At 37.9% G+C, this 19,775-nt stretch carries 13 protein-coding genes; 3 read left to right on the top strand and 10 right to left on the bottom strand.

Annotation, left to right across the window (positions count from 1 at the left end; genetic code table 11):
* Positions 1-259 precede the first annotated feature (259 nt).
* Positions 260-1,099 carry a glycosyltransferase family 8 protein gene (locus F8M47_RS10630; RefSeq protein ID WP_150540052.1) on the top strand — a complete coding sequence of 280 codons (840 nt, stop codon included), beginning with the start codon at positions 260-262 and terminating at the stop codon, positions 1,097-1,099.
* Positions 1,100-1,160: 61 nt separating this feature from the next.
* Here F8M47_RS10630 and cysI read toward each other — a convergent pair whose 3' ends face one another.
* The 4 genes from cysI to F8M47_RS10650 all read right to left on the bottom strand — a co-directional run bounded on the left by cysI (position 1,161) and on the right by F8M47_RS10650 (position 7,384).
* Positions 1,161-2,930 carry an assimilatory sulfite reductase (NADPH) hemoprotein subunit gene (gene cysI / locus F8M47_RS10635; RefSeq protein ID WP_150540053.1) on the bottom strand — a complete coding sequence of 590 codons (1,770 nt, stop codon included), beginning with the start codon at positions 2,928-2,930 and terminating at the stop codon, positions 1,161-1,163.
* A 27-nt stretch (positions 2,931-2,957) separates the two neighbouring features.
* Positions 2,958-4,781 (bottom strand): assimilatory sulfite reductase (NADPH) flavoprotein subunit, encoded by a 1,824-nt coding sequence (locus F8M47_RS10640; protein ID WP_150540054.1) that lies wholly within the window; start codon positions 4,779-4,781, stop codon positions 2,958-2,960.
* A gap of 278 nt (positions 4,782-5,059) precedes the next feature.
* Positions 5,060-5,287 (bottom strand): zinc ribbon domain-containing protein, encoded by a 228-nt coding sequence (locus F8M47_RS10645; protein ID WP_150540055.1) that lies wholly within the window; start codon positions 5,285-5,287, stop codon positions 5,060-5,062.
* Positions 5,288-5,359: 72 nt separating this feature from the next.
* Positions 5,360-7,384, bottom strand: a complete 2,025-nt coding sequence (locus tag F8M47_RS10650; RefSeq protein ID WP_150540056.1) for a M13 family metallopeptidase — start codon at positions 7,382-7,384, stop codon at positions 5,360-5,362.
* Positions 7,385-7,705: 321 nt separating this feature from the next.
* Here F8M47_RS10650 and dnaK point away from each other — a divergent pair, with 321 nt between their 5' ends.
* Together dnaK and dnaJ are read left to right on the top strand one after the other, a co-directional pair.
* Entirely contained in the window at positions 7,706-9,604 is a 1,899-nt protein-coding gene (gene dnaK / locus F8M47_RS10655; RefSeq protein ID WP_150540057.1) for a molecular chaperone DnaK, read from the top strand.
* Positions 9,605-9,963: 359 nt separating this feature from the next.
* Positions 9,964-11,106 (top strand): molecular chaperone DnaJ, encoded by a 1,143-nt coding sequence (dnaJ, locus tag F8M47_RS10660; protein ID WP_150540058.1) that lies wholly within the window; start codon positions 9,964-9,966, stop codon positions 11,104-11,106.
* Between the two features lie 93 nt (positions 11,107-11,199).
* Here dnaJ and ptrA read toward each other — a convergent pair whose 3' ends face one another.
* The 6 genes from ptrA to F8M47_RS10690 all read right to left on the bottom strand — a co-directional run bounded on the left by ptrA (position 11,200) and on the right by F8M47_RS10690 (position 19,754).
* The gene (gene ptrA / locus F8M47_RS10665) at positions 11,200-14,154 is read right to left on the bottom strand and encodes a pitrilysin (RefSeq protein ID WP_150540059.1); all 2,955 of its coding nucleotides are present in this window, start codon (positions 14,152-14,154) and stop codon (positions 11,200-11,202) included.
* Complete coding sequence (gene recC, locus F8M47_RS10670) at positions 14,154-17,447, bottom strand: exodeoxyribonuclease V subunit gamma (protein ID WP_150540060.1); 3,294 nt, start codon at positions 17,445-17,447, stop codon at positions 14,154-14,156. Before recC ends, ptrA begins: the two co-directional genes overlap by 1 nt.
* Before the next feature lie 179 nt (positions 17,448-17,626).
* Entirely contained in the window at positions 17,627-17,923 is a 297-nt protein-coding gene (locus F8M47_RS10675; RefSeq protein WP_244298124.1) for a DUF5374 domain-containing protein, read from the bottom strand.
* Positions 17,913-18,569 (bottom strand): DUF2572 family protein, encoded by a 657-nt coding sequence (locus F8M47_RS10680; protein ID WP_150540061.1) that lies wholly within the window; start codon positions 18,567-18,569, stop codon positions 17,913-17,915. The genes F8M47_RS10675 and F8M47_RS10680 overlap by 11 nt, the downstream gene beginning before the upstream one ends.
* Entirely contained in the window at positions 18,566-19,267 is a 702-nt protein-coding gene (locus F8M47_RS10685) for a hypothetical protein (RefSeq protein ID WP_150540062.1), read from the bottom strand. The genes F8M47_RS10680 and F8M47_RS10685 overlap by 4 nt, the downstream gene beginning before the upstream one ends.
* The gene (locus F8M47_RS10690) at positions 19,227-19,754 is read right to left on the bottom strand and encodes a type II secretion system protein (protein ID WP_150540063.1); all 528 of its coding nucleotides are present in this window, start codon (positions 19,752-19,754) and stop codon (positions 19,227-19,229) included. Before F8M47_RS10690 ends, F8M47_RS10685 begins: the two co-directional genes overlap by 41 nt.
* Between the last annotated feature and the right edge of the window lie 21 nt (positions 19,755-19,775).

A 19,775-nucleotide genomic window follows, 5' to 3' on the forward strand; every position in this document is an offset into this window, starting at 1 on the left:
GGGAAAAGGCTTTTTCACTCTCGTGATACTGTTTAGTTATTTTTATGTTTTAGCGGTTTAAGACGCTAAACCAACAATCAGGCTCAAACTGCAAAAAGTTAAGCGAATCCGACCGCTTGCTATCAACCCCATCTGTCTTAAATAACAAATCATTGCTTAGCTTTAAACCTTCCTCACAAATTAGTGGAATTTGGCCACTTGGGAAGTGCTGGTTTCATGCTATGATATCAAGCAATTTTTGATTTCTGATGGGAATGCTATGTCTTTGGAACCTATGTACATTGTATTGTCTGCCGATCGCAGATATGCAGAGCAAGTGATTACGTTAATCAAATCGATCTGTTTTTATGATTCAAATATTCACTTCTATTTGATTAATAAAGATTATTCTGAGGAATGGTTTAAATCTTTAAATCAATATCTTGCCTATTTTAGGAGTGATATTACTAATATTTCCATTCGGGCAGATTTATTCCAAAAGTTAAAAACGCTTGAACATGTTGCGGAGATCAGTTTTTATCGTTGTTTAATTCCACAAATTATTCATGCGGATAAGGTACTTTATCTAGATAGCGATATTATTGCGAATGATTCATTACGTGGGCTTTATCAGCACGATATTCGTGATTATATGTTAGCGGCTGTGGAAGATTATATTCTGAGCAGCAATTATTTTAGGCATCGTATTTTGGACTGCTATCCTTATTTTAATTCGGGTGTGATGCTGTTAAATAATAGAAAATGGCGAGAAATTCCTGATTTACAGCAAAAGCTGATGGATACTGTTGAGCAATATCATCAACAAGGTGGTGATTTAGGGGATCAAGATATTTTAAATATGATGTTTATGCATCAGTGGTTACCACTACACCGCAAATATAACTATCAGTTTGGCAATTATTATTACTTAAAACAATTAGACCGTTTTGACTGGTATCCAGATATTATGAGGTTGGATGGTGAGCAACCTCTGCTCATTCATTACAATTGTGCGTATAAACCTTGGACTGCTGGATGTGAAAATAAGTTAGATATTGAGCAGCGCTATTGGTTTTTTCATCGTTTAGAATGGGCTGAATTGATTCAGCGCAGAGCATAAAAAAGCGGTAAATCTGCCCTACTTTACAGATTTACCGCAAAGTGGTGTTATACCACGAGGTTTAGATTATTGTTGTTGGAATAATTTTACTTGCATCCCAGAAATCCACAGGCGCATTGACCACTGGTGCGATAATCCCTGCTCGAATGACAAAATCACCAAATGATTCATTCGCTTGACGCTCAGTTGCCCAGCGTCCAATTAATTGATCGAGTTCAGAGAGAATTTCAGGGATAGTGCGATTTTCTTGATATAAGCGTGGAATACGATAACCCGCTCGATCACCACCAATATGTAGATTATAACGTCCAACGGCTTTACCGACTAAGCCGACTTCTGACAGCATTGCACGCCCACAGCCATTTGGGCAACCTGTGATTCGAGTAATCAAATAGTCATCTGCTACTTGATGTTTCGCTAATAATTTCTCGATTTCGGTAACAAATTCAGGCAATATTCGCTCCGCTTCTGCCATTGCTAGTGGACAAGTTGGGAATGCTACACAAGACATTGAATATTCACGCTGTTTGCTGATCGGATCTAATAAACCATATTGGCGTGCAAGCGTTTCAATTTGTGCTTTATCTTCTTCAGCAACCCCTGCAATAATCATATTTTGGTTTGCGGTAATGCGAAAATCGCCCTTATGCACTTTGGCAATTTCTAGCATACCTGTCATTAATGGTTTATTCGGATCGTTATCGGTTAAACGTCCACTTTCAACAAATAGCGTTAAGTGCCATTTGTTATCAATTCCTTTCACCCAGCCAAGGCGATCGCCACGTTCGGTAAACTTGTATGGACGGAGTGCTTCAAATGGGAAGCCCATACGGCGTTCAACTTCCGCTTTAAAGCCATCAAAACCCATATTTTGAATGGTGTAACGGGTGCGTGCATTTTTGCGATCAGCACGATTACCAAAGTCACGTTGAGTTGTCACAATCGCTTCTGCCGCTTTTAAAATTCGATCACGGGGAATATAGCCAAATTCTAACGCCACGTTAGGATAAGTCTTACGATTACCGTGTTCCATTGATAAACCACCACCAATCAAAACATTAAAGCCCGTTAATTTGCCTGCTTCATCTTTGATTGCGACAAAGTTCATATCATTACCAAACACGTCCACATCATTTAGTGGGGGAATAGAAACCGTGGTTTTATATTTACGAGGCAGATAAGTTTTACCTAAAATGGGTTCATCTTCTTGCCCTAAAAAGCTATCAGAACTCTGTACTTTCTTGCCTGAGACCCATACGTCTAAATAACCATTTGTTCGAGGTAATAGGTGTTCAGAAATTTTTTTTGCCCATTCATAAGCTTCTTGGTGTAATTCGCTTTCAATTGGGTTAGAAGTACAAAGTACATTACGGTTCATATCAGAAGCCGTGGCAATTGAATCTAAGCCAATTTTATGTAGTAAACGGTGCATATCTTGCAGTTTTGTTTTCGGCACACCGTGATATTGGAACGTCTGGCGATTGGTTAAACGAATAGATTGATAGTAGCAATTCTCACGAGCAAATTTATCAATTTCGATCCATTGATATGGCTTAATAATGCCACCTGGTAAGCGACAACGGAGTAACATAAAAGTACGAGGCTCAAGTTTTTCATTGGTACGTTCGGCACGAATATCTCGGTCATCTTGTTGATACATACCGTGAAAGCGAATCATTTGGAAATTATCGCCCTTAAAGCCACCTGTTAGCCCGTCATTTAAATCATCTAAAATAGTGCCTCGTAAAAAATTACTTTCCGCTTTTAAACGTTCGTTATCCGATAATGGTTTTTCTTGCCATTCCAAGCCTTTTGGTTTGTTATCACTCATTTGTATCACTCCTCAATTCCACAATTTTTAATAAATATCACGTTGATAGCGTTTTTCTTCACGCAGGTTATCTAAATATTCTTCTGCATCGTCCGTACTTAGCTGACCCTGTTCGACTATTACATCCAATAGTGCTTGGTTTACATCTTTTGCCATACGGCTCGCATCACCACATACATATAGATAAGCGCCTTCTTGTAACCATTGCCAGAGTTCTGCGCCATGTTCACGAATCTTATCTTGTACATAAATTTTCTCAGCCTGATCGCGTGACCACGCTAAACAGTATTTATGTAAAAAGCCGTCTTTAGCAAATTGTTGCCATTCGGTTTGATATAGAAAATCAAGAGCAAAGTGCTGGTTACCAAAAATTAGCCAATTTTTGCCTTCTGCTTCATCCGCCACACGTTGTTGTACAAAAGATCTAAATGGTGCAATCCCTGTGCCAGAGCCGATCATAATGATCGGTTTTGAAGTATCTTGTGGCAGTTTGAAATTCTCATTTGGCTCAATAAACACACGCACTTGTCCATCTTCTTCCACTCGGTCGGCTAAATAGCTAGAAGCACCGCCCGCACGAGCTTTGCCTTGATATTCATAACGCACTACGCCAACACTAAGGTGAACTTCTTCTCCCACTTCTGCTTGTGAGGAAGAAATGGAATATAAACGTGGTGTGATGGGGCGCAATAATGCCACTAATTGCTCGGCAGATAGCGTAGCGGGATAACGATTTACCACATCAACAAGCGGTGTATTTTGCACAAATTTTTGCAGCTGATCTGAGTCTGCCACAATTGCATTTAATTCAGCTTGATTCGCCAATGTAGCATAGCCTTTTACAAATGCAGCCGTGTTTTGCGTGAGTTCTAATTGGGTTTGAAGTGCGGTTGAAATTGCCAGTTTTTTGCCTTGTACATTCACCAATTCTTCTCCCGTTAAACTAACGGCATTCAGCAATTCTGCGACTAATTCAGGATCGTTTTCAAAATAAACGCCCAACACATCGCCCGATTGATAGGTTAAATCTGATCCTGTTAAATCGAGTTCAAGATGGCGCACATCTTTTTCAGCGGTTTTATCAGTGATACGTTGATTAGTGATCAATGTGGCGGGAAAGGGATTCTCCTTGTTATATTGAGATGTCACTTTATCAGTTTGGTTTACTTGAGTGGTGTTGCTCACGCTACTGGTAGAGGTTGCCGCATTTTTCGCCTTAATTACATCCACCACATTGTTTACCCATTGATCGGCAGTAGCTTGGAAATCTAAATCAGCATCAACTCGTTCAAATAAACGCGTCGCACCTAATTCCGCAAAACGACGGTCAAAATCTTTACCCGCTTGGCAAAAATTTGGGTAAGAAGAGTCGCCTAAGCCAAGTACGGCAAATTGCAAGCGGTCTAATTTTGGTGCTTTTTTACCATTGAGTAATTTTAATAACAATATGCCTTCTTCTGGGGCTTCACCTTCCCCTTGAGTTGAAGTCACTAATAACACCAGTTTTTCATCGGCAATATTTTTCGCTTTGTAATCAGCCAGACTAGTACGAACTACATTCACGCCTTCCGTGGTTAAACGGCTCGCTAATTTATCTGCAACTGATTTGGCATTACCTGTTTGAGAAGCTGAAAGTACAGTGACTTTGAGCAATTCAGCTGGAATAGATGCGGTCGAATTTTGCGAATTTTCTGCAAAATGGTTTGGTAAATCTGCCACTGTACTTTGAATGCCATGCGCTTTTGCCCAAGCGTAGCCCGATAGCCATGCTAATTGTAATGGTGCTAAACCTGCTAAAATTTGTGCTGTTTCAGCTGATAAAGGAAATTCCCCTTTATTTTCAACGCCCATATAAAATTCCCCACGTTTAAAAATACTTCAATGGCGTATTTATAGAGGGATTTTTTTATTCTTAAAAATACTAACAGGGCATAGTTTAGAGCAGAATGGAATATAAAATTAAAAATAGCGAACTCGATCAAAATTTATTCGCTAAATGGAGATGAAAAATCGAAAGTTGCAGGCTTTTTATGAATTTTAGGAATATTAGCAAAGATTTTGCTATGTATTAGAAGTTATATTTTCAGGGCTGAAAAGGGCATTATGTGTACCCTTTTTGCTTCGTGGGTTTAAGTGATTAACCAAGCAATGGCGATAACAATCAAGAAAACTGCTAGCCAAAATAGTTGTAGCTTGGCATTCTGGCGGTTAAGTGCTTGGTTGTGTAAACGACGCTGTTCTAGCTTTTCTCGATAAACAGTTAAATCTGCCTGTTTAAATGAAAAACCGCAGTGTGGGCAAGCAATCACGCTATCGCTGATTTTGCCTCTGCATTCAGGGCAACGTTGTAATGCCATATTACTCCTTAGGCAAGCGGTCGAATTTTGCCGTTCTTTTGCAAAATTTTGGCAAAACTCGACCGCTTGTGATTACCAAATACGAATGCGTTCCGATTCAGTGCGATACATTTTATCGCCTGCTTTGGTGCCGAATGCACGGTGGAATCCGCCAATATTCAGCACAGGGGCATACGCACGGAACTGACCTGGTGCGTGCGGGTCGCTTTTCACTTGATGAGTAAGTGCTTGTACAGTTGCTTTGTGGCGCCATGAACGAGTCCAGCTCATAAAGAAACGCTGATCGCTGGTGAAGTTTTCAATGGTTGGACTTATACCGTGGTCTTGTTCATACAGTTTCAGGGCATCGTAAGCAATGCTTAAGCCACCCAAATCTGCAATATTTTCTCCGAGGGTAAAACGCCCATTTACGTGAACTTTAGGTGCAACTTCAAACTGATCGAACTGTGCTACTAACTTATCCGCAAGTGCTTCAAATTTCTTGCGATCATCAGCTGTCCACCAGTCGGCGAGATTGCCTTCGCCATCAAATTTTGAACCACTATCATCAAAACCATGGGTAATTTCGTGTCCGATAATTGCCCCAATTGCACCAAAATTCACCGCTGGATCGGCATTTTGACTATAAAGTGGCGCTTGTAAAATGCCCGCTGGGAACACAATACGATTCATCAATGGGCTGTATGAGGCATTCACCACCTGTGGCAACATTCCCCATTCATTTAAATCAACTGGTTTGCCGATTTTTGCGAGGTTGTAATGATAGCGCCATTGTGCGATTTGTTGCATATTGGCATATAGTGTACCACCTTGCTCCACCGTTTTAAGGGTTAAATTGCTATAGTCTCGCCATTTGTTTGGATAACCGACTTCCACGATAAATTTATCTAATTTCTCTTTTGCTTTTTGTTTGGTTTCTGGTGACATCCAAGCTAAGTTATCAATGCGATGATGATATGCTTTCACCAGATATTTAGTCATTTCTAGCACATCATTTTTCGCCGATTGAGGGAAAAATTCCGCCACATAAAACTGTGCAAACTCTTGCCCAATCCAGCTATTAATCGTGGCTAATGCACGTTTATCCAATGGACGTTGTTGCTTTTGCCCGACTAATTGCTTACCGTAAAATGTAAAGCGCACATCATCCATTTCTTTATTTAGGTAAGGTGCATTATCCGATAAAGTGCGGAACAATAAATAGTCCTTAATCACCGCTAAATTTTGCGGATTGATAAGCTGATCTAACGCTTGGAAATAACGAGGTTCATATAAAATTACCTCGTTAGTTTCCACTCCAACTTCGGTTAAAAACTTAGCTAAGTCAATGTTTTTGCTAAGTTTTTTCAATTGTATCATATTAGTTGGATTGTAACGTTTTTGCACATCACGATCTTCTTCATTAGTAAATAAGGTGTTGGCAATTGCTTTTTCGTACGCCACAATCGCTTTTGCTTTGGCGACTGGATTTGCAACTTTTGCATAGCCTAAAATCTGTGCAATATAATCTTGATATAATTTTAAAGTAGCACGATTTTCAGGCGTATCTTTTTGGAAATAATCATTGCTTAGCCCTAAATCTACGTTGCTTAAATACACACCGTTTTGGCGCGAGTTTTTCAAGTGAGCAAACACCGACCAACCGAATAACACATCATGACCTGCTTTAGTTTCCGCAATTAAATAGTGTTCTAAATCAGCAAAAGTATTGATCCGCTTGATTTTTTCAAGATCGTGCACAATCGGCGTTAACCCTGCTTGTTCACGGGCATTTAAATTGGTATAAGTTTCATAAACCGCTTTTAAACGTTGTGCTTTCGCATCATTTGCAAATTTCGGCTCAGAAATGATCGCTTGTAAGAATTTAATTGAACGCTGTTCATTCAATTCATTTAACTCTGCCAACGTACCCCATGAGGTTCTATCTGCTGGAATTTGGGCGTTCATCAGCCACTTACCATTTACAAAACGGTAAAAATCTTGTTGTGGAGCGATATTGTGATCCACGCCCTCAGTGAGAGTGGATTGATAATGACTGCTACAGCCCACAAGCCCAATTGAAAGGGCAACCAGAGGGAATATCGAAAATTTTTTCACGCTTTTCTCCTTTAAGTGAAAAAGTAAGCGGTCATATTTTAACAAAACTTTGCAAAATGCGCTGAAAAATAGACCGCTTATTTTCTGAAGCGAGGTTAATCACAAAAAATTTCACAAAATTTTTCATTTTGCCCTTGAAGAGCAGTTTTTTATCCTTATTTACTGTCTCATCTGAACGGGAATATGGAACTTCCCGTTTCTTTTTACAAAAGCCACAAGAAAATTTCAAATTTAGCCTTGAAAAGTTGTGAAAGAACTCCATCTTGTGGGAAACGTTACGAAAACGTAATTAAACAAATTGATATTCAGAGGAATTTTAAAATGGGTAAAATTATTGGTATTGACTTAGGTACAACAAACTCTTGTGTAGCGGTAATGGACGGCGATAAAGCACGTGTAATTGAGAATGCAGAAGGTGCGCGTACAACGCCATCAATAATTGCTTACACAGACAACGAAACGTTAGTTGGTCAGCCAGCAAAACGTCAGGCGATTACTAACCCGAAAAATACATTATTTGCTATCAAACGTTTAATCGGTCGCCGTTTTGAAAGTGAAGAAGTGCAACGTGATATTAAAATTATGCCTTTTGAAATCACTCGTGCCGACAATGGCGATGCGTGGGTAAATGTAAAAGGCGATAAATTAGCACCACCGCAAATTTCAGCCGAAGTGTTGAAAAAAATGAAAAAAACAGCGGAAGATTTCCTTGGTGAAGCAGTAACAGAAGCGGTTATCACTGTGCCTGCATACTTCAACGATGCACAACGCCAAGCAACAATCGACGCAGGTCGTATCGCAGGGTTAGATGTTAAACGTATCATCAACGAGCCAACCGCAGCAGCATTAGCGTTCGGTTTAGGTTCAACTAAAGAAAACCAAGTGATCGCAGTTTATGACTTAGGTGGTGGTACATTCGATATTTCAATCATCGAAATCGATAACTTCGACGGTGAACAAACCTTTGAAGTGTTAGCGACAGGTGGTAACACGCACTTAGGTGGTGAAGACTTCGATAACCGTGTGATCGACTACATCATTGATGAGTTCAAAAAAGAACAAGGCGTTGATTTACGCAACGATGCAATGGCATTACAACGTGTGAAAGAAGCGGCAGAGAAAGCGAAAATCGAACTTTCTTCAGCACAATCTACTGAAGTGAACCTTCCGTACATCACCGCTGATGCGACTGGTCCTAAACACTTGGCGATCAACGTAACTCGTGCGAAATTAGAAGCGTTAGTAGAAGATTTAGTGGCAAGCTCAATCGAATCACTTAAAAATGTATTAAAAGACGCAGGCAAGAGCGTGAATGAAATCAACGATATCATCCTCGTTGGTGGTCAAACTCGTATGCCATTAGTACAACAAAAAGTAGCAGAATTCTTCGGTAAAGAAGCACGTAAAGACGTAAACCCTGATGAAGCGGTAGCAATCGGTGCAGCGGTTCAGGGCGGTGTATTAAAAGGTGATGTAAAAGACGTTCTGTTATTAGACGTAACTCCATTATCGTTAGGTATCGAAACCATGGGCGGTGTGATGACCGTGTTAATTGAGAAAAACACCACGATTCCGACTAAGAAATCACAAGTGTTCTCAACGGCAGAAGACAATCAATCAGCGGTAACAATCCATGTGTTACAAGGTGAACGTAAACAAGCGTCTGCGAATAAATCGTTAGGCCAATTCAACCTTGAAGGCATTAACCCAGCACCACGTGGTATGCCACAAATTGAAGTAACGTTCGACATTGATGCAAACGGTGTAATCAACGTATCGGCGAAAGATAAAAACACAGGTAAAGAGCAACAAATTCGTATTCAAGCTTCTTCAGGTTTATCTGATGAAGAAATCGAACAAATGGTTCGTGATGCGGAAGCCAACGCAGAAGCGGATAAAAAATTCGAAGAATTGGTACAAGCTCGTAACCAAGCAGACGGTATTGCACACGCAACTCGTAAACAAATTGAGGAAGCGGGTTCAGCATTAAATGCGGACGACAAAGCGAAAATCGAAGCGGCAGTTAGCGAATTAGAAGCAGCGGCAAAAGGCGATGATAAAGCAGATATCGAAGCGAAAATCGAAGCGGTAATCAAAGCTTCTGAGCCGTTAATGCAAGCAGCGCAAGCTAAAGCACAAGCAGGCGAACAACCACAACAATCTGCAAAAGATGACGGCGTGGTAGATGCTGAATTTGAAGAAGTGAAAGATAACAAATAATTCTTTCACGCTCTCAAAGCGTAAGACAAAGGGCGTGGTAACACGCCCTTTTGGTGTTTATTATTGAAAAATTTATTTTCTTCATTATTATCCTCTGCCAAATCTCCCCCAACCCCTCTTTGCTAAAGAGGGGAATAACGAGATAAATTTAACCTTAAGATAAGTTTATTACGCAAATTAATGAGCTTATGGAAAAGCGTGATAATAAAACTTCAACGAATACAGCTCCCCTCTTTAGCAAAGAGGGGTTGGGTGAGATTTGTAAGAAGTAAATGACGAAGTGAGCAAATAAATTTTCTAAAGAATCACAGCAAGCGGTCAAATTTCAGCAAAATCTTGCAAAATAACACGGAAAAACTATGGCAAAAAAAGATTACTACGAAGTCCTTGGGCTTTCCAAAGGGGCGAGTGAGAATGATATTAAACGTGCATATAAACGTTTAGCGTCAAAACACCACCCTGATAAAAACCAAGGCAGTAAAGATGCAGAAGAGAAATTTAAAGAGATCAACGAAGCTTATGAAGTGCTAGGCGACGCGGAAAAACGTGCGGCATATGATCAATATGGTCACGCAGCCTTTGAACAAGGTGGCGGTGGTGCTGGCGGATTTGGTGGCTTTGGCGGTGGCGGTTTCGGTGGCTTTGAAGATATTTTCAGCGAAATGTTCGGCGGCGGTTTTGGTGGTGGCAGTCGCCGTAGCCGAGTAGTGCGTGGCGATGACTTACGTTACGATATTGAAATCTCCCTCGAGGAAGCAGTTAAAGGCTGTAAAAAAGATATTCGTATTTCAACCTTAGCAGAATGTGATACTTGCCATGGTTCGGGGGCAGAAAAAGGCTCGAAAGTGGAAACTTGTCCACACTGTCACGGTTCAGGTCGCATTCGCCGTCAACAAGGTTTCTTTGTAACAGAAGCAGTTTGTCCGAGCTGTCATGGAAGCGGTAAGAAAATTGAAAAACCTTGCAAATCGTGCCATGGTGACGGACGTGTTCAGAAAGCGAAAAATCTTTCAGTAACCATTCCAGCAGGTGTGGATACTGGTAATCAGCTTCGCTTATCGGGCGAGGGAGCCGCAGGCGAAAATGGTGCACCAGCAGGCGATTTATATGTGGTTATCCATGTGCGTGAACACGATATTTTTGAGCGTGATGGCTCAAATTTATATTGCGAAGTGCCAATCAGCTTTACCATGGCGGCATTAGGTGGCGAGATTGAAGTGCCAACGTTAGACGGTAAGTTAAAACTGAAAATTCCAGCAGAAACGCAAACAGGTAAATTATTCCGTGTAAGGGGTAAAGGCGTGGCAAGTCCACGTGGCGGTTATGCGGGGGATTTAATCTGTAAAGTGGTGGTGGAAACACCTGTAGCGCTAAACGACGAACAAAAAGATTTACTATGTAAATTGGAAGAAAGTTTAGAAGGTAAAAGCCAACATCGCCCCCAGCAAGAAGGTTTTTTAGATAGCGTAAAAAATTTCTTCTCTAATTTAGGTAAACACTAAAAAATGAAAGGCTTAGCCTAGGGGCTAAGCCTTTTTCATGTATACAAGCGGTGGTAAAAATTCAACTTTTTTCGACCGCTTGTAAATGGCAATTTAGTAGTATTTTACTGGGAATTGCTTTTGGATCTGCTCAATACTTTCTACATTTTCATAGCCTTTCAATTTAACTGCATCTTTCGCTGTCGTTTTGCTTCCTAGCGCTTGGCTCATAAAAGAGAAGCCTTGCTGTTCAATGACGGTATGTTTATAAAATTCAAGTATATCTTGTTTGGTTAATTGTTTTACCGCTTCAATCATTTTGGTTCGCTGATTGAATAGATCGTTTCTACGATTAAAATCAAACGTGAACTGAGCAAATTCTTGGTTTAGTGATTCAGGTTTACGCTGTAGTTTATCCAGCAGACTATCACGATATTGATTAAATTCAGACTCAGATAAAGCGGTCAATTTTGTTAAGCTTTCCGCAAAAAAACGTTGATTGTGTTGCATAATACCCTCGGGTGTCGTGTTTGGACTTTGCACCATAAAGCGCATTCCCGCTGTTTTTCCCAGTTTGGTATTGGTTGCATACACCACATAACCTAGCTGTTTTTCTGTGCGTAAATCATCAAAATACCAACGACCAATAATATCTCGCAATAAATTTGCTCGTGCAGAACCTGCTAATTCATCATAACCTTTGGCAAGGTAAGTGATACTTAGAGCATTATCTTCGTGGGGCACGGTTTGTACGTAATTTAATTTACGATTGCTGTTATTTACATCTAGATAACGTGCTTTTCCTCGCTCAATTTCACTATTTTTGACGATAGTTTTTACTTCATTAACTAAACTTTCCACTTGTTGATCATTGAGATTACCGAGTGATAATGCGGCTAAACCTGTTGATTTCTCAAGTAGGCGCTGACGCATTGCCTGCACATCTGCAAGTGTTGTTTCGTTAAGCACTTTGCGTTGTTTTTCCTCTTCAAAATAAGGGTAGTGTGCGAACTTAGTGATTGCCTGATTTGCTTGCGTTAGGCTGCTTTCTTTACGTTGACTATCTAATGCTTCAAACGCACGCTGTTTTGCTTGTGCCAAGAATGCTTCGGTTAATTCAAAATTTTTGAATTGAGTCAGCGAGTCTTGCACTAATTTTGCTAAATGTTGTGTATAACCTGCTGCTTCCACCGAAAGTCCATTCGGATGGGCGGTAATTTCTGTTTGCATTCCTGCAACAGTGGTTTGGAACGCTAATTTCGTTTGAGCGAGACTGTTCATATAGCCAAGCAATGTTGCGCTGATTGATGTTTTTAAATCATCGGTTTTAGGCATAATTGAAAGGCTAATTGACACAATCGCTTTTGGGTCATTGGCAAAATATTGGCTTGGCATAGCGTAAATTGCCTTGCCTGCATTGCTAATCAGCGCTTTAGGTACTTTACGCTCTGGTTTTGCCTCAATTAATGAAAAATCTGTCGCAAAATAAGGGTTTAGCTCTGGCAATTTCAGAGCAGGATTTTGGCTGAAATCTAGCCATTTTGTTTTTTGCACCGTGCTGATTTTTTCGATTGCATAATTGGCTTCAAAATAAGGTGATTTTTTGTCGGTTTTTGCCTTTTCATCAATAATTAAAATGCGTGAATTTTCTAGTGTCATATCGGCAAGTTTAGCTTTGATAGCGGCTTTATCCATACGATCTACAATAAATTCGGAATCCAAAATATGTTCTAATGGATAATGAAGCATTTGTTCAGCGAGAGATTCAATATAACTACCGCTTTTTTCCACTTGTAAATGTTGAAAATCTTGTTTCAAGCTTTCTCGTACTTCATTGAAGTAACTTTCTTGAATCCCTGATTTTTTAACTTGTTCAATTTGTTGGAAAATCAGTGAAATAATTTTATCTTTCTCTGCTAATCCTTTATCTGTTAAGGCAACATAAATCGTAAAATTACCACGGTTACGGCTTACATTTGAGATTGGCTGTGCTGTAATACCGCTGTCAGATAACCCTTGTTTGATTAAATAATCAGATAAAGTGCCATCCGTGTTATTGTTTAAAATATAAGCTAAATATTCGCCCGTTTTATGGATGAATTGTGTTTCATCATTTGGCATATCAAATGAAATAGCTAACATTTTTGTTGGCTGTACAGGCTTGTAATGAATGACGACACCTTTATCTTCTGCACGGAAGAACGGTACATCCACAGTTGGCACTTCAAGATTTTTATTTTGCATTTTGCCTAATGTACGCTCTGCTAATGTGGCGAGTTGCTCAATAGATTGATTAGAATACAGCACTGCTTTCACTAAATTTGCAGAGTAGTAGCGTTGGTAAAACTGTTCTAACTCGGTTTGTAGCTTACTGTTTGGTTTGTCAGAAAGTGTTTCATGATTTCCTACTGCAAATTTTGTCATGGGATGAGCAGGATTGGCGGTTGCTAAATTTACGCTATGTAATAGGTGTCCATCACGTGCCTTTGCGCGTACCATTTCTGCATTTACCGCATTTATTTCCTTTTTAGCATTACTTTCGGAAAGTAACGGTTGGGCAAAAGCATCAGCAAGGCGAGCAACTGCTTCATCAAATGCATTGTTGTTTACTTCTAAGTAATAAGCCGTGCGATCAGCTGTAGTGGATGCGTTGTTATAGCCTCCATTTTGGGTTAGAAAGCGATCTATGCTATTGGTTTCAGGGAATTGTTTCGACCCCATTAGGATCATATGTTCTAAGTAATGTGCTAATCCTTGTTGTTGAACAGGATCTTCCATAGAACCAATGGGTAGTGCTAATGACATCAATGACTTATTCGCTTTTGTATCTGAAACCAGCAATACCGTCATACCATTTTTTAGACGAATAGCCTGATAAGTTGCGTTATCATTCGGACTTTTATTTATTTGTTGGTGAAGAAATTCAAAGCCTTGTGTTTGAGTGACAGCTTGCGCTGAACTAGCGGTTGAATTTTGTGGAAGATTTGCAAATGTCGTTAAACTCACACTTAAGGCAATCGCCGAATAAAGTGCGTGTTGAACCATGCGACTCATCAATGTTTTCTTCATTAATTCTCCTTTTTCTTGTTGTTTGGTTTGCTATCTTGCATTAAAGCAAACCATTGTTTAGTTGTCTCATGAATAGCAGAGTAATTAAGTTCTGCACTTTGCGCTAGAAGGCGCTGTAAATACGGGCTTTCGAAAGCAGTATTTTGAACAAGTTTCATCACATTTTGCTGACAATATTCTGCGATATTATCTGCCTCTGCTATTTTGGCAAAATAATCCTCTAATCCTGCAGAAATTCCCCAAGTGAGCTGGTGAAAGCTATTAAGATAATCTTGTAGATAGATTGCCAATTGTTCTTGTGCTTGTTGCTGGCTAATTTCACGGAATTGGAAGGTTTGAATATTTTCATCATTACGTACAATATATTTCAGTGAAATTGCGTCATTTTGTACTTTAGTTGCTAAGTAAAATAGCCAGAAACGAATAAAATCTTTATCTTTTAACCCGCTTACTTTCCAAAATACAATTTCGGAACCAAATAATTGCGGAATGCTACCAAATAATGTGATTTTTTTTCCTTGAATATCAAAATATTGCTTAATAGATAAAATATCACTTTGTACTAAATAAGGTGATATTTCTTTACGCATTGTTTTTATTGAGTTTTCTAGTGATTGTTCAGTAAGCTTAGCAAAATTTGAAGAAGGTAAGTTGCCTTTTAATTGCTCTTTATAAAATAAATCATCACTTTCTTCTTCATGAATGGTTAATAATTTAGTTCTTAATTGATAATTATCTAATCCATTTAATGTAAATTTTTCTGATTCTTCAATGCTTTCATTAGAGTAGTTAAAGTAAATACCTAGTTGTCGATTAAAGAAATATTTAACTGGGTTAATAATATAATTAATTAATTCATTTAAATTAACTTCTGTCGGTATTTCTGATTTTAATTTTTCAGCTAAAAAATTAGGGGGAGCAGTTTCTTGTTCGAATAATCTTAACCATTCTTTATCATAAGAAATATATGGTTCACTAAAGTTTCTTGGGCTAAATACGCTCATTGGTTGTAGCTGAACGAGTGAACTAATATCATCCCCCTCATCTAAATGATCTCCAATGTAATCCAGTAATTGTGAGACTAACACCGAAGGTAAACGAGCTTTATTGTCTGTCACCGATTGTCCAATATAGCTAACATAAAAAATATCTTGAGCCGAAAGTAAAGCTTCTAAAAATAAGTAGCGATCGTCATCTCGGCGTGCTCTATCTCCTTTTTTCGGCGCATATTGCATCAAATCAAAGCTATTCACCGAATGCTGACGAGGAAAATCAGCTTCATTCATACCAAGCAAGCAAACCACTTTAAATGGGATAGCCCGCATAGGTAATAGGGTACAAAAATTCACTTTGCCTGCTAGAAATTGCAAATTATTTTGTTGGGTATTGAGCTGTTCTTGCAGGAGCAAGCTCAAGATTTCAATGGAAATATCCTCTTCAAAGTGAGCATTTTCGATTTTTTCGAATACATCATGTAAAGTGCTTTGCAACGTCAAGAGAGAATCAAAATATTCACTGTCATCTTGATAAAAATCCCCGATTAATTCAGCAAATTTTTTTTGCCAGAGGCTAATGTTATGTTCGGTTTGGATAAATTGATGCCATTCGTTCAGCTTTTCTAAGTAATGGCATAAGTAGCCGACAAGTTCAGAGGCTAAGCCATAACTTTCGTTAAAACCGATACTTTCTTGCCAAATGCCGTGTTCCTCTTTAAGACTACTGCCGAGTAATAGTCGTGTTAAACCATTTTGCCATGAGTTATAGTTTTGCCACTGTACTTGGTTGGTTTGTAAACCTGCACGAATACCTACGGTTTTTATCCAATGTCTGAGTGTATGAAGATCGTCAGGCTGAATTTGAAAACGCGCTCGGATAGCATTTACATCAAGTAGATCAAGTAGGGCTTCCGCATTAAAATTACCCTCTTTCAACTCAACTAAGGTAAGAAAACTACTAATAATCGGATCTATCGCAGTGGCTTTTTGATCGGAAAGCGTAAACGGGATTCTGCGAGGATCTTTGTGATCAAAGCGAGAAAATACGGCATTAATATAAGGCGCATATTTATCAATATCCGCTGACATTACGATAATATCCTTCGGTGTGAGCGATGGATTTTGCTCAAATAATTGTAAAAGATAATTATGTAAGACCTCTACTTCTCGCATTACGCTATGGCATGAGTGGAATTGTAGAGATTGATCTTGGGTGTTCAATTCAAAATTTGCTGAATTATTAAACGCTAAAATCGCATTTTTTAGTTTAACTAAATTGGTTTCACCAGGATATGGATCGAAAACCTCCAAACTATAATCAACTTCTTGTTCTACAAGCTGGGCTAAAAATTCTCGTCCTTGTTTGCCCCACATTGTGAGTAATTGATTGCCTTGTTGTTCTAATAAAGCGGTTAAATCTGCCTCGGATAACTGCTGTTTTAGTGCTAATTTCTCCAAAACGCTATCTTCTAGGCTATCGCCCCAATACTCTTGGCTAGGGTTTAAAAAAAATAGATGAATATCACAATGTTCACTTAATTTTTTCAGTACCGCCAATTGAGTGGCTGGTAGAGAAGAAATCCCAAAAATAAAAATTCTTGATGGGAGCTTCTGCTTTTCTTGTTCGGTTAAATTATCTAATTTTTGGAAATATTGCTCTTGTAAATACGCACGATGCGAAGTGAAAAATACCTCTTCATCACTATCAGACTTGATGTCATTCACTAGTGCATTCCATAAAATTGCTTGCCATTGTAGATTAGCTAAAATGCCTTGCTCATTTTTTGTTCTAGAAGTGCTAGAGTGCATAATTTCAGCTAATACTTTATCAAGCTGCTGAGCTTCCCAATGCACTAGCCAATGAGGTCGATACACTAAATATTGGTCAAACAGATCGGCAATTTTAGTGGCTAATTGATAGAGTTTAAGTTGGTATTGGCGTAAATCTTGTTGTAAATATATTTTTAAGGCGTCAAATTCAGCATTATCTAAATAATTCGGAATCAAGCGCATTAGGCGCCAAGTGATGGAAGCACGCTCAAAAATATTTTCTGTTGGTAGTGACGGAAATAATACACGGTACTGTTGCCATAAAAAACTCGTTGGAAATGGAAATGCGTAATTCCCTGCTACTCCCATCGCATCAGCAATTTGCATTTGTAGCCATTGCGCCATTCCCACGCTTTGAACCAGAATAGTTTCTGTTTCGAATGGATTTGGGTTTGGATTGGTTTTTTGTAGTTGCATTAGCATTTCCGCTAATGATGATAGCTTTTGTGAATGGTAAACCGTGAACATAATTGATACCTCATATAAGCCGATGATTTTCTACTAATTAGGCTAGAGATTCAATCACTTTTGCCTTGCTACAAGCGGCCAAGAAACATGATTTTTTACAATTCAGTTGAATTACTAGAGTAGATAAAGTGCTAAGTGATTTGCAATAGCTACGAATAAATTGCACGATTTGGGTAAATCTATGGTGATATTTCAATTTTTCCTAATGGGAACGCAACGCTAATTTTATTCGTTTGACATTCGATCGTAAATGTTAAGTGATTTTGCTGAATAGCGGCTTCACAAGGTTTTTTTGCGTATTTTAAAGCTAGCTGGTTTTCAGCAATTTGTAATGCTTGTTGTTGCTGATAAATAAGATTTATTTTTTCAGTTTGGTGTGAAAGCCACTTTGAGGTCGTTAAAAATAGGGTAGAAAAGATAAGTATTCCAACTAAAATAGCAATAAATGATTCAGATTTAATAATGTTATTCAGCATTTAGCATATTCCTAGAAAAGGGGAGTGGTTCCCAATAAGCATATTTTTTATCTAAATTTAAAATGACATTTTTCTTAAATACCATATTTCGTTCTTCTCGATAATTATCATAAGATGAATAGAGTATTCCATAAAATTTAGCATTACCTTTAATATTAAATAAATGGTGGGTAATTATTATTCCATAAAAATTGCGATGTAGCGTTTCATCTAGCTCTCCTTTAACCAAAACTATTTTGGGGGCTTGTTCTGAACTTGGTGGTAGCTCGTCCAAGTGATTAACTTCAAAAAATTCAGCATGGGAAAGATCTAATACTTCATTGATATTGGTAAAGTGAATATATTTTTGGCTACTCGGTATTTTTCCAACAAATAAACTTTTTCTAATACAATAAGTATTTTGCATTTGTCCATTTGATGCAATAGTTATTTTTTCAGTTTTGGCTGCATTGCAATTAGGTTGAATGTGGTATGCTGTTTGGTTAAATAAATGGAATTTATTATCAATATAACTTTTCTGATAATATTGTGTTTTTAATTCAGATTGAATAAATTTTTCTTTTGTAAGTAAAATAGCACTCGTAATAAAAGATAAAGTAACTAATGCAATGATTAACACACTACTAGATAATTGATGTTTTTTCATAATGTCTCATTAAGAATGTAGATATAACTAGTGGCACTGTATTCAATATCTTGATATTTACTGGAGATAAATTTTAGATTAACTTGTAAAAGTGTTTTAGGTTCTTTTACAACAAAACTAAGTTTGTCTATTTTAAAGCTATCAGTGGAGGTGAATTTTTTCCATTTTTCCTGACAAGAACTTAAAAGCTTTTTACATTCAGTTTGTTTGCAATTTATTAGATTATTTTTATCATAAATATACATTTCCTGATTCTCTAATTTAAAACCAAATACTTCTTTAGCTAAATCTGAGGTGTTGTTCTGATTGTTAATTATGCAAGCGGAATTTTTTGTTTTTCTCTTACCTAAACAGCCATCATTATTTACATCGTAGAAAAAGATAAAGCAATTTTTATCTTCTAATGCATAGCGCTTGTTTAATTTTTCAAATAAGTTGAAATTACTTTTTTCTCGATTCGTACCTTGAAAACCTAGATGTTGAATATGTTGTTCAAAGTAGTGAAGCATTTGATGAGCTTCCTTTTGTAAAAGGAGAAGTTCTTTTTGCTTTGCTGTATTTTGAGTGAAGTCTGCATAAGATTTAGAGGTTAAAAGTAAGATAAAAACAGCTAATGAGAGAGATATAAGTAATTCAATTAAGCTAAAGGCAGAAAGTTTATTCCTTACAATTGCTCCGTTTATATTTTGGTATAACATAAATTCGTCCCCACTGATCGAGTTGTAATATTTCATCTGTGTTATGCCGAGATAAATATAAGCATTTAGATTCTAATCTACCAGCTAGCCCATCAATATTAATAAAAGCCTTTGGGTATAAACTATTATTTTTAAGGTGAATATCTTTATTTTGGTTAAAATAGATATGATGCTCATTTTCTAATTGGCAGCTTTTAGTGTTTAAACAATTACAAATAATTTGCTTTTTATCTTTTTTATTCTTTTTTATAGCAATAACGCACCAATGGTTATTTTGCTTATTTTGAGAAATGGTTAATGTATAATTTGATTTTTCGTAACGAGATTTAGTTTGTAATTGATAAATAAATGATTGAAGAGATGCTATTTCGTTATTTAATGCAATAATGTCATTATAATGAAAAATTATTGGAGAAATAAAATATATTGAAATCACTAAAATGGTGAAGCTAATAAGAACTTCAATTAATGTGAATGCCTTAAACATAAATAGTACCTCTTCGAAAAG

This window comes from Actinobacillus vicugnae (assembly GCF_901687125.1).
Classification (GTDB): Bacteria; Pseudomonadota; Gammaproteobacteria; order Enterobacterales; family Pasteurellaceae; genus Actinobacillus; species Actinobacillus vicugnae.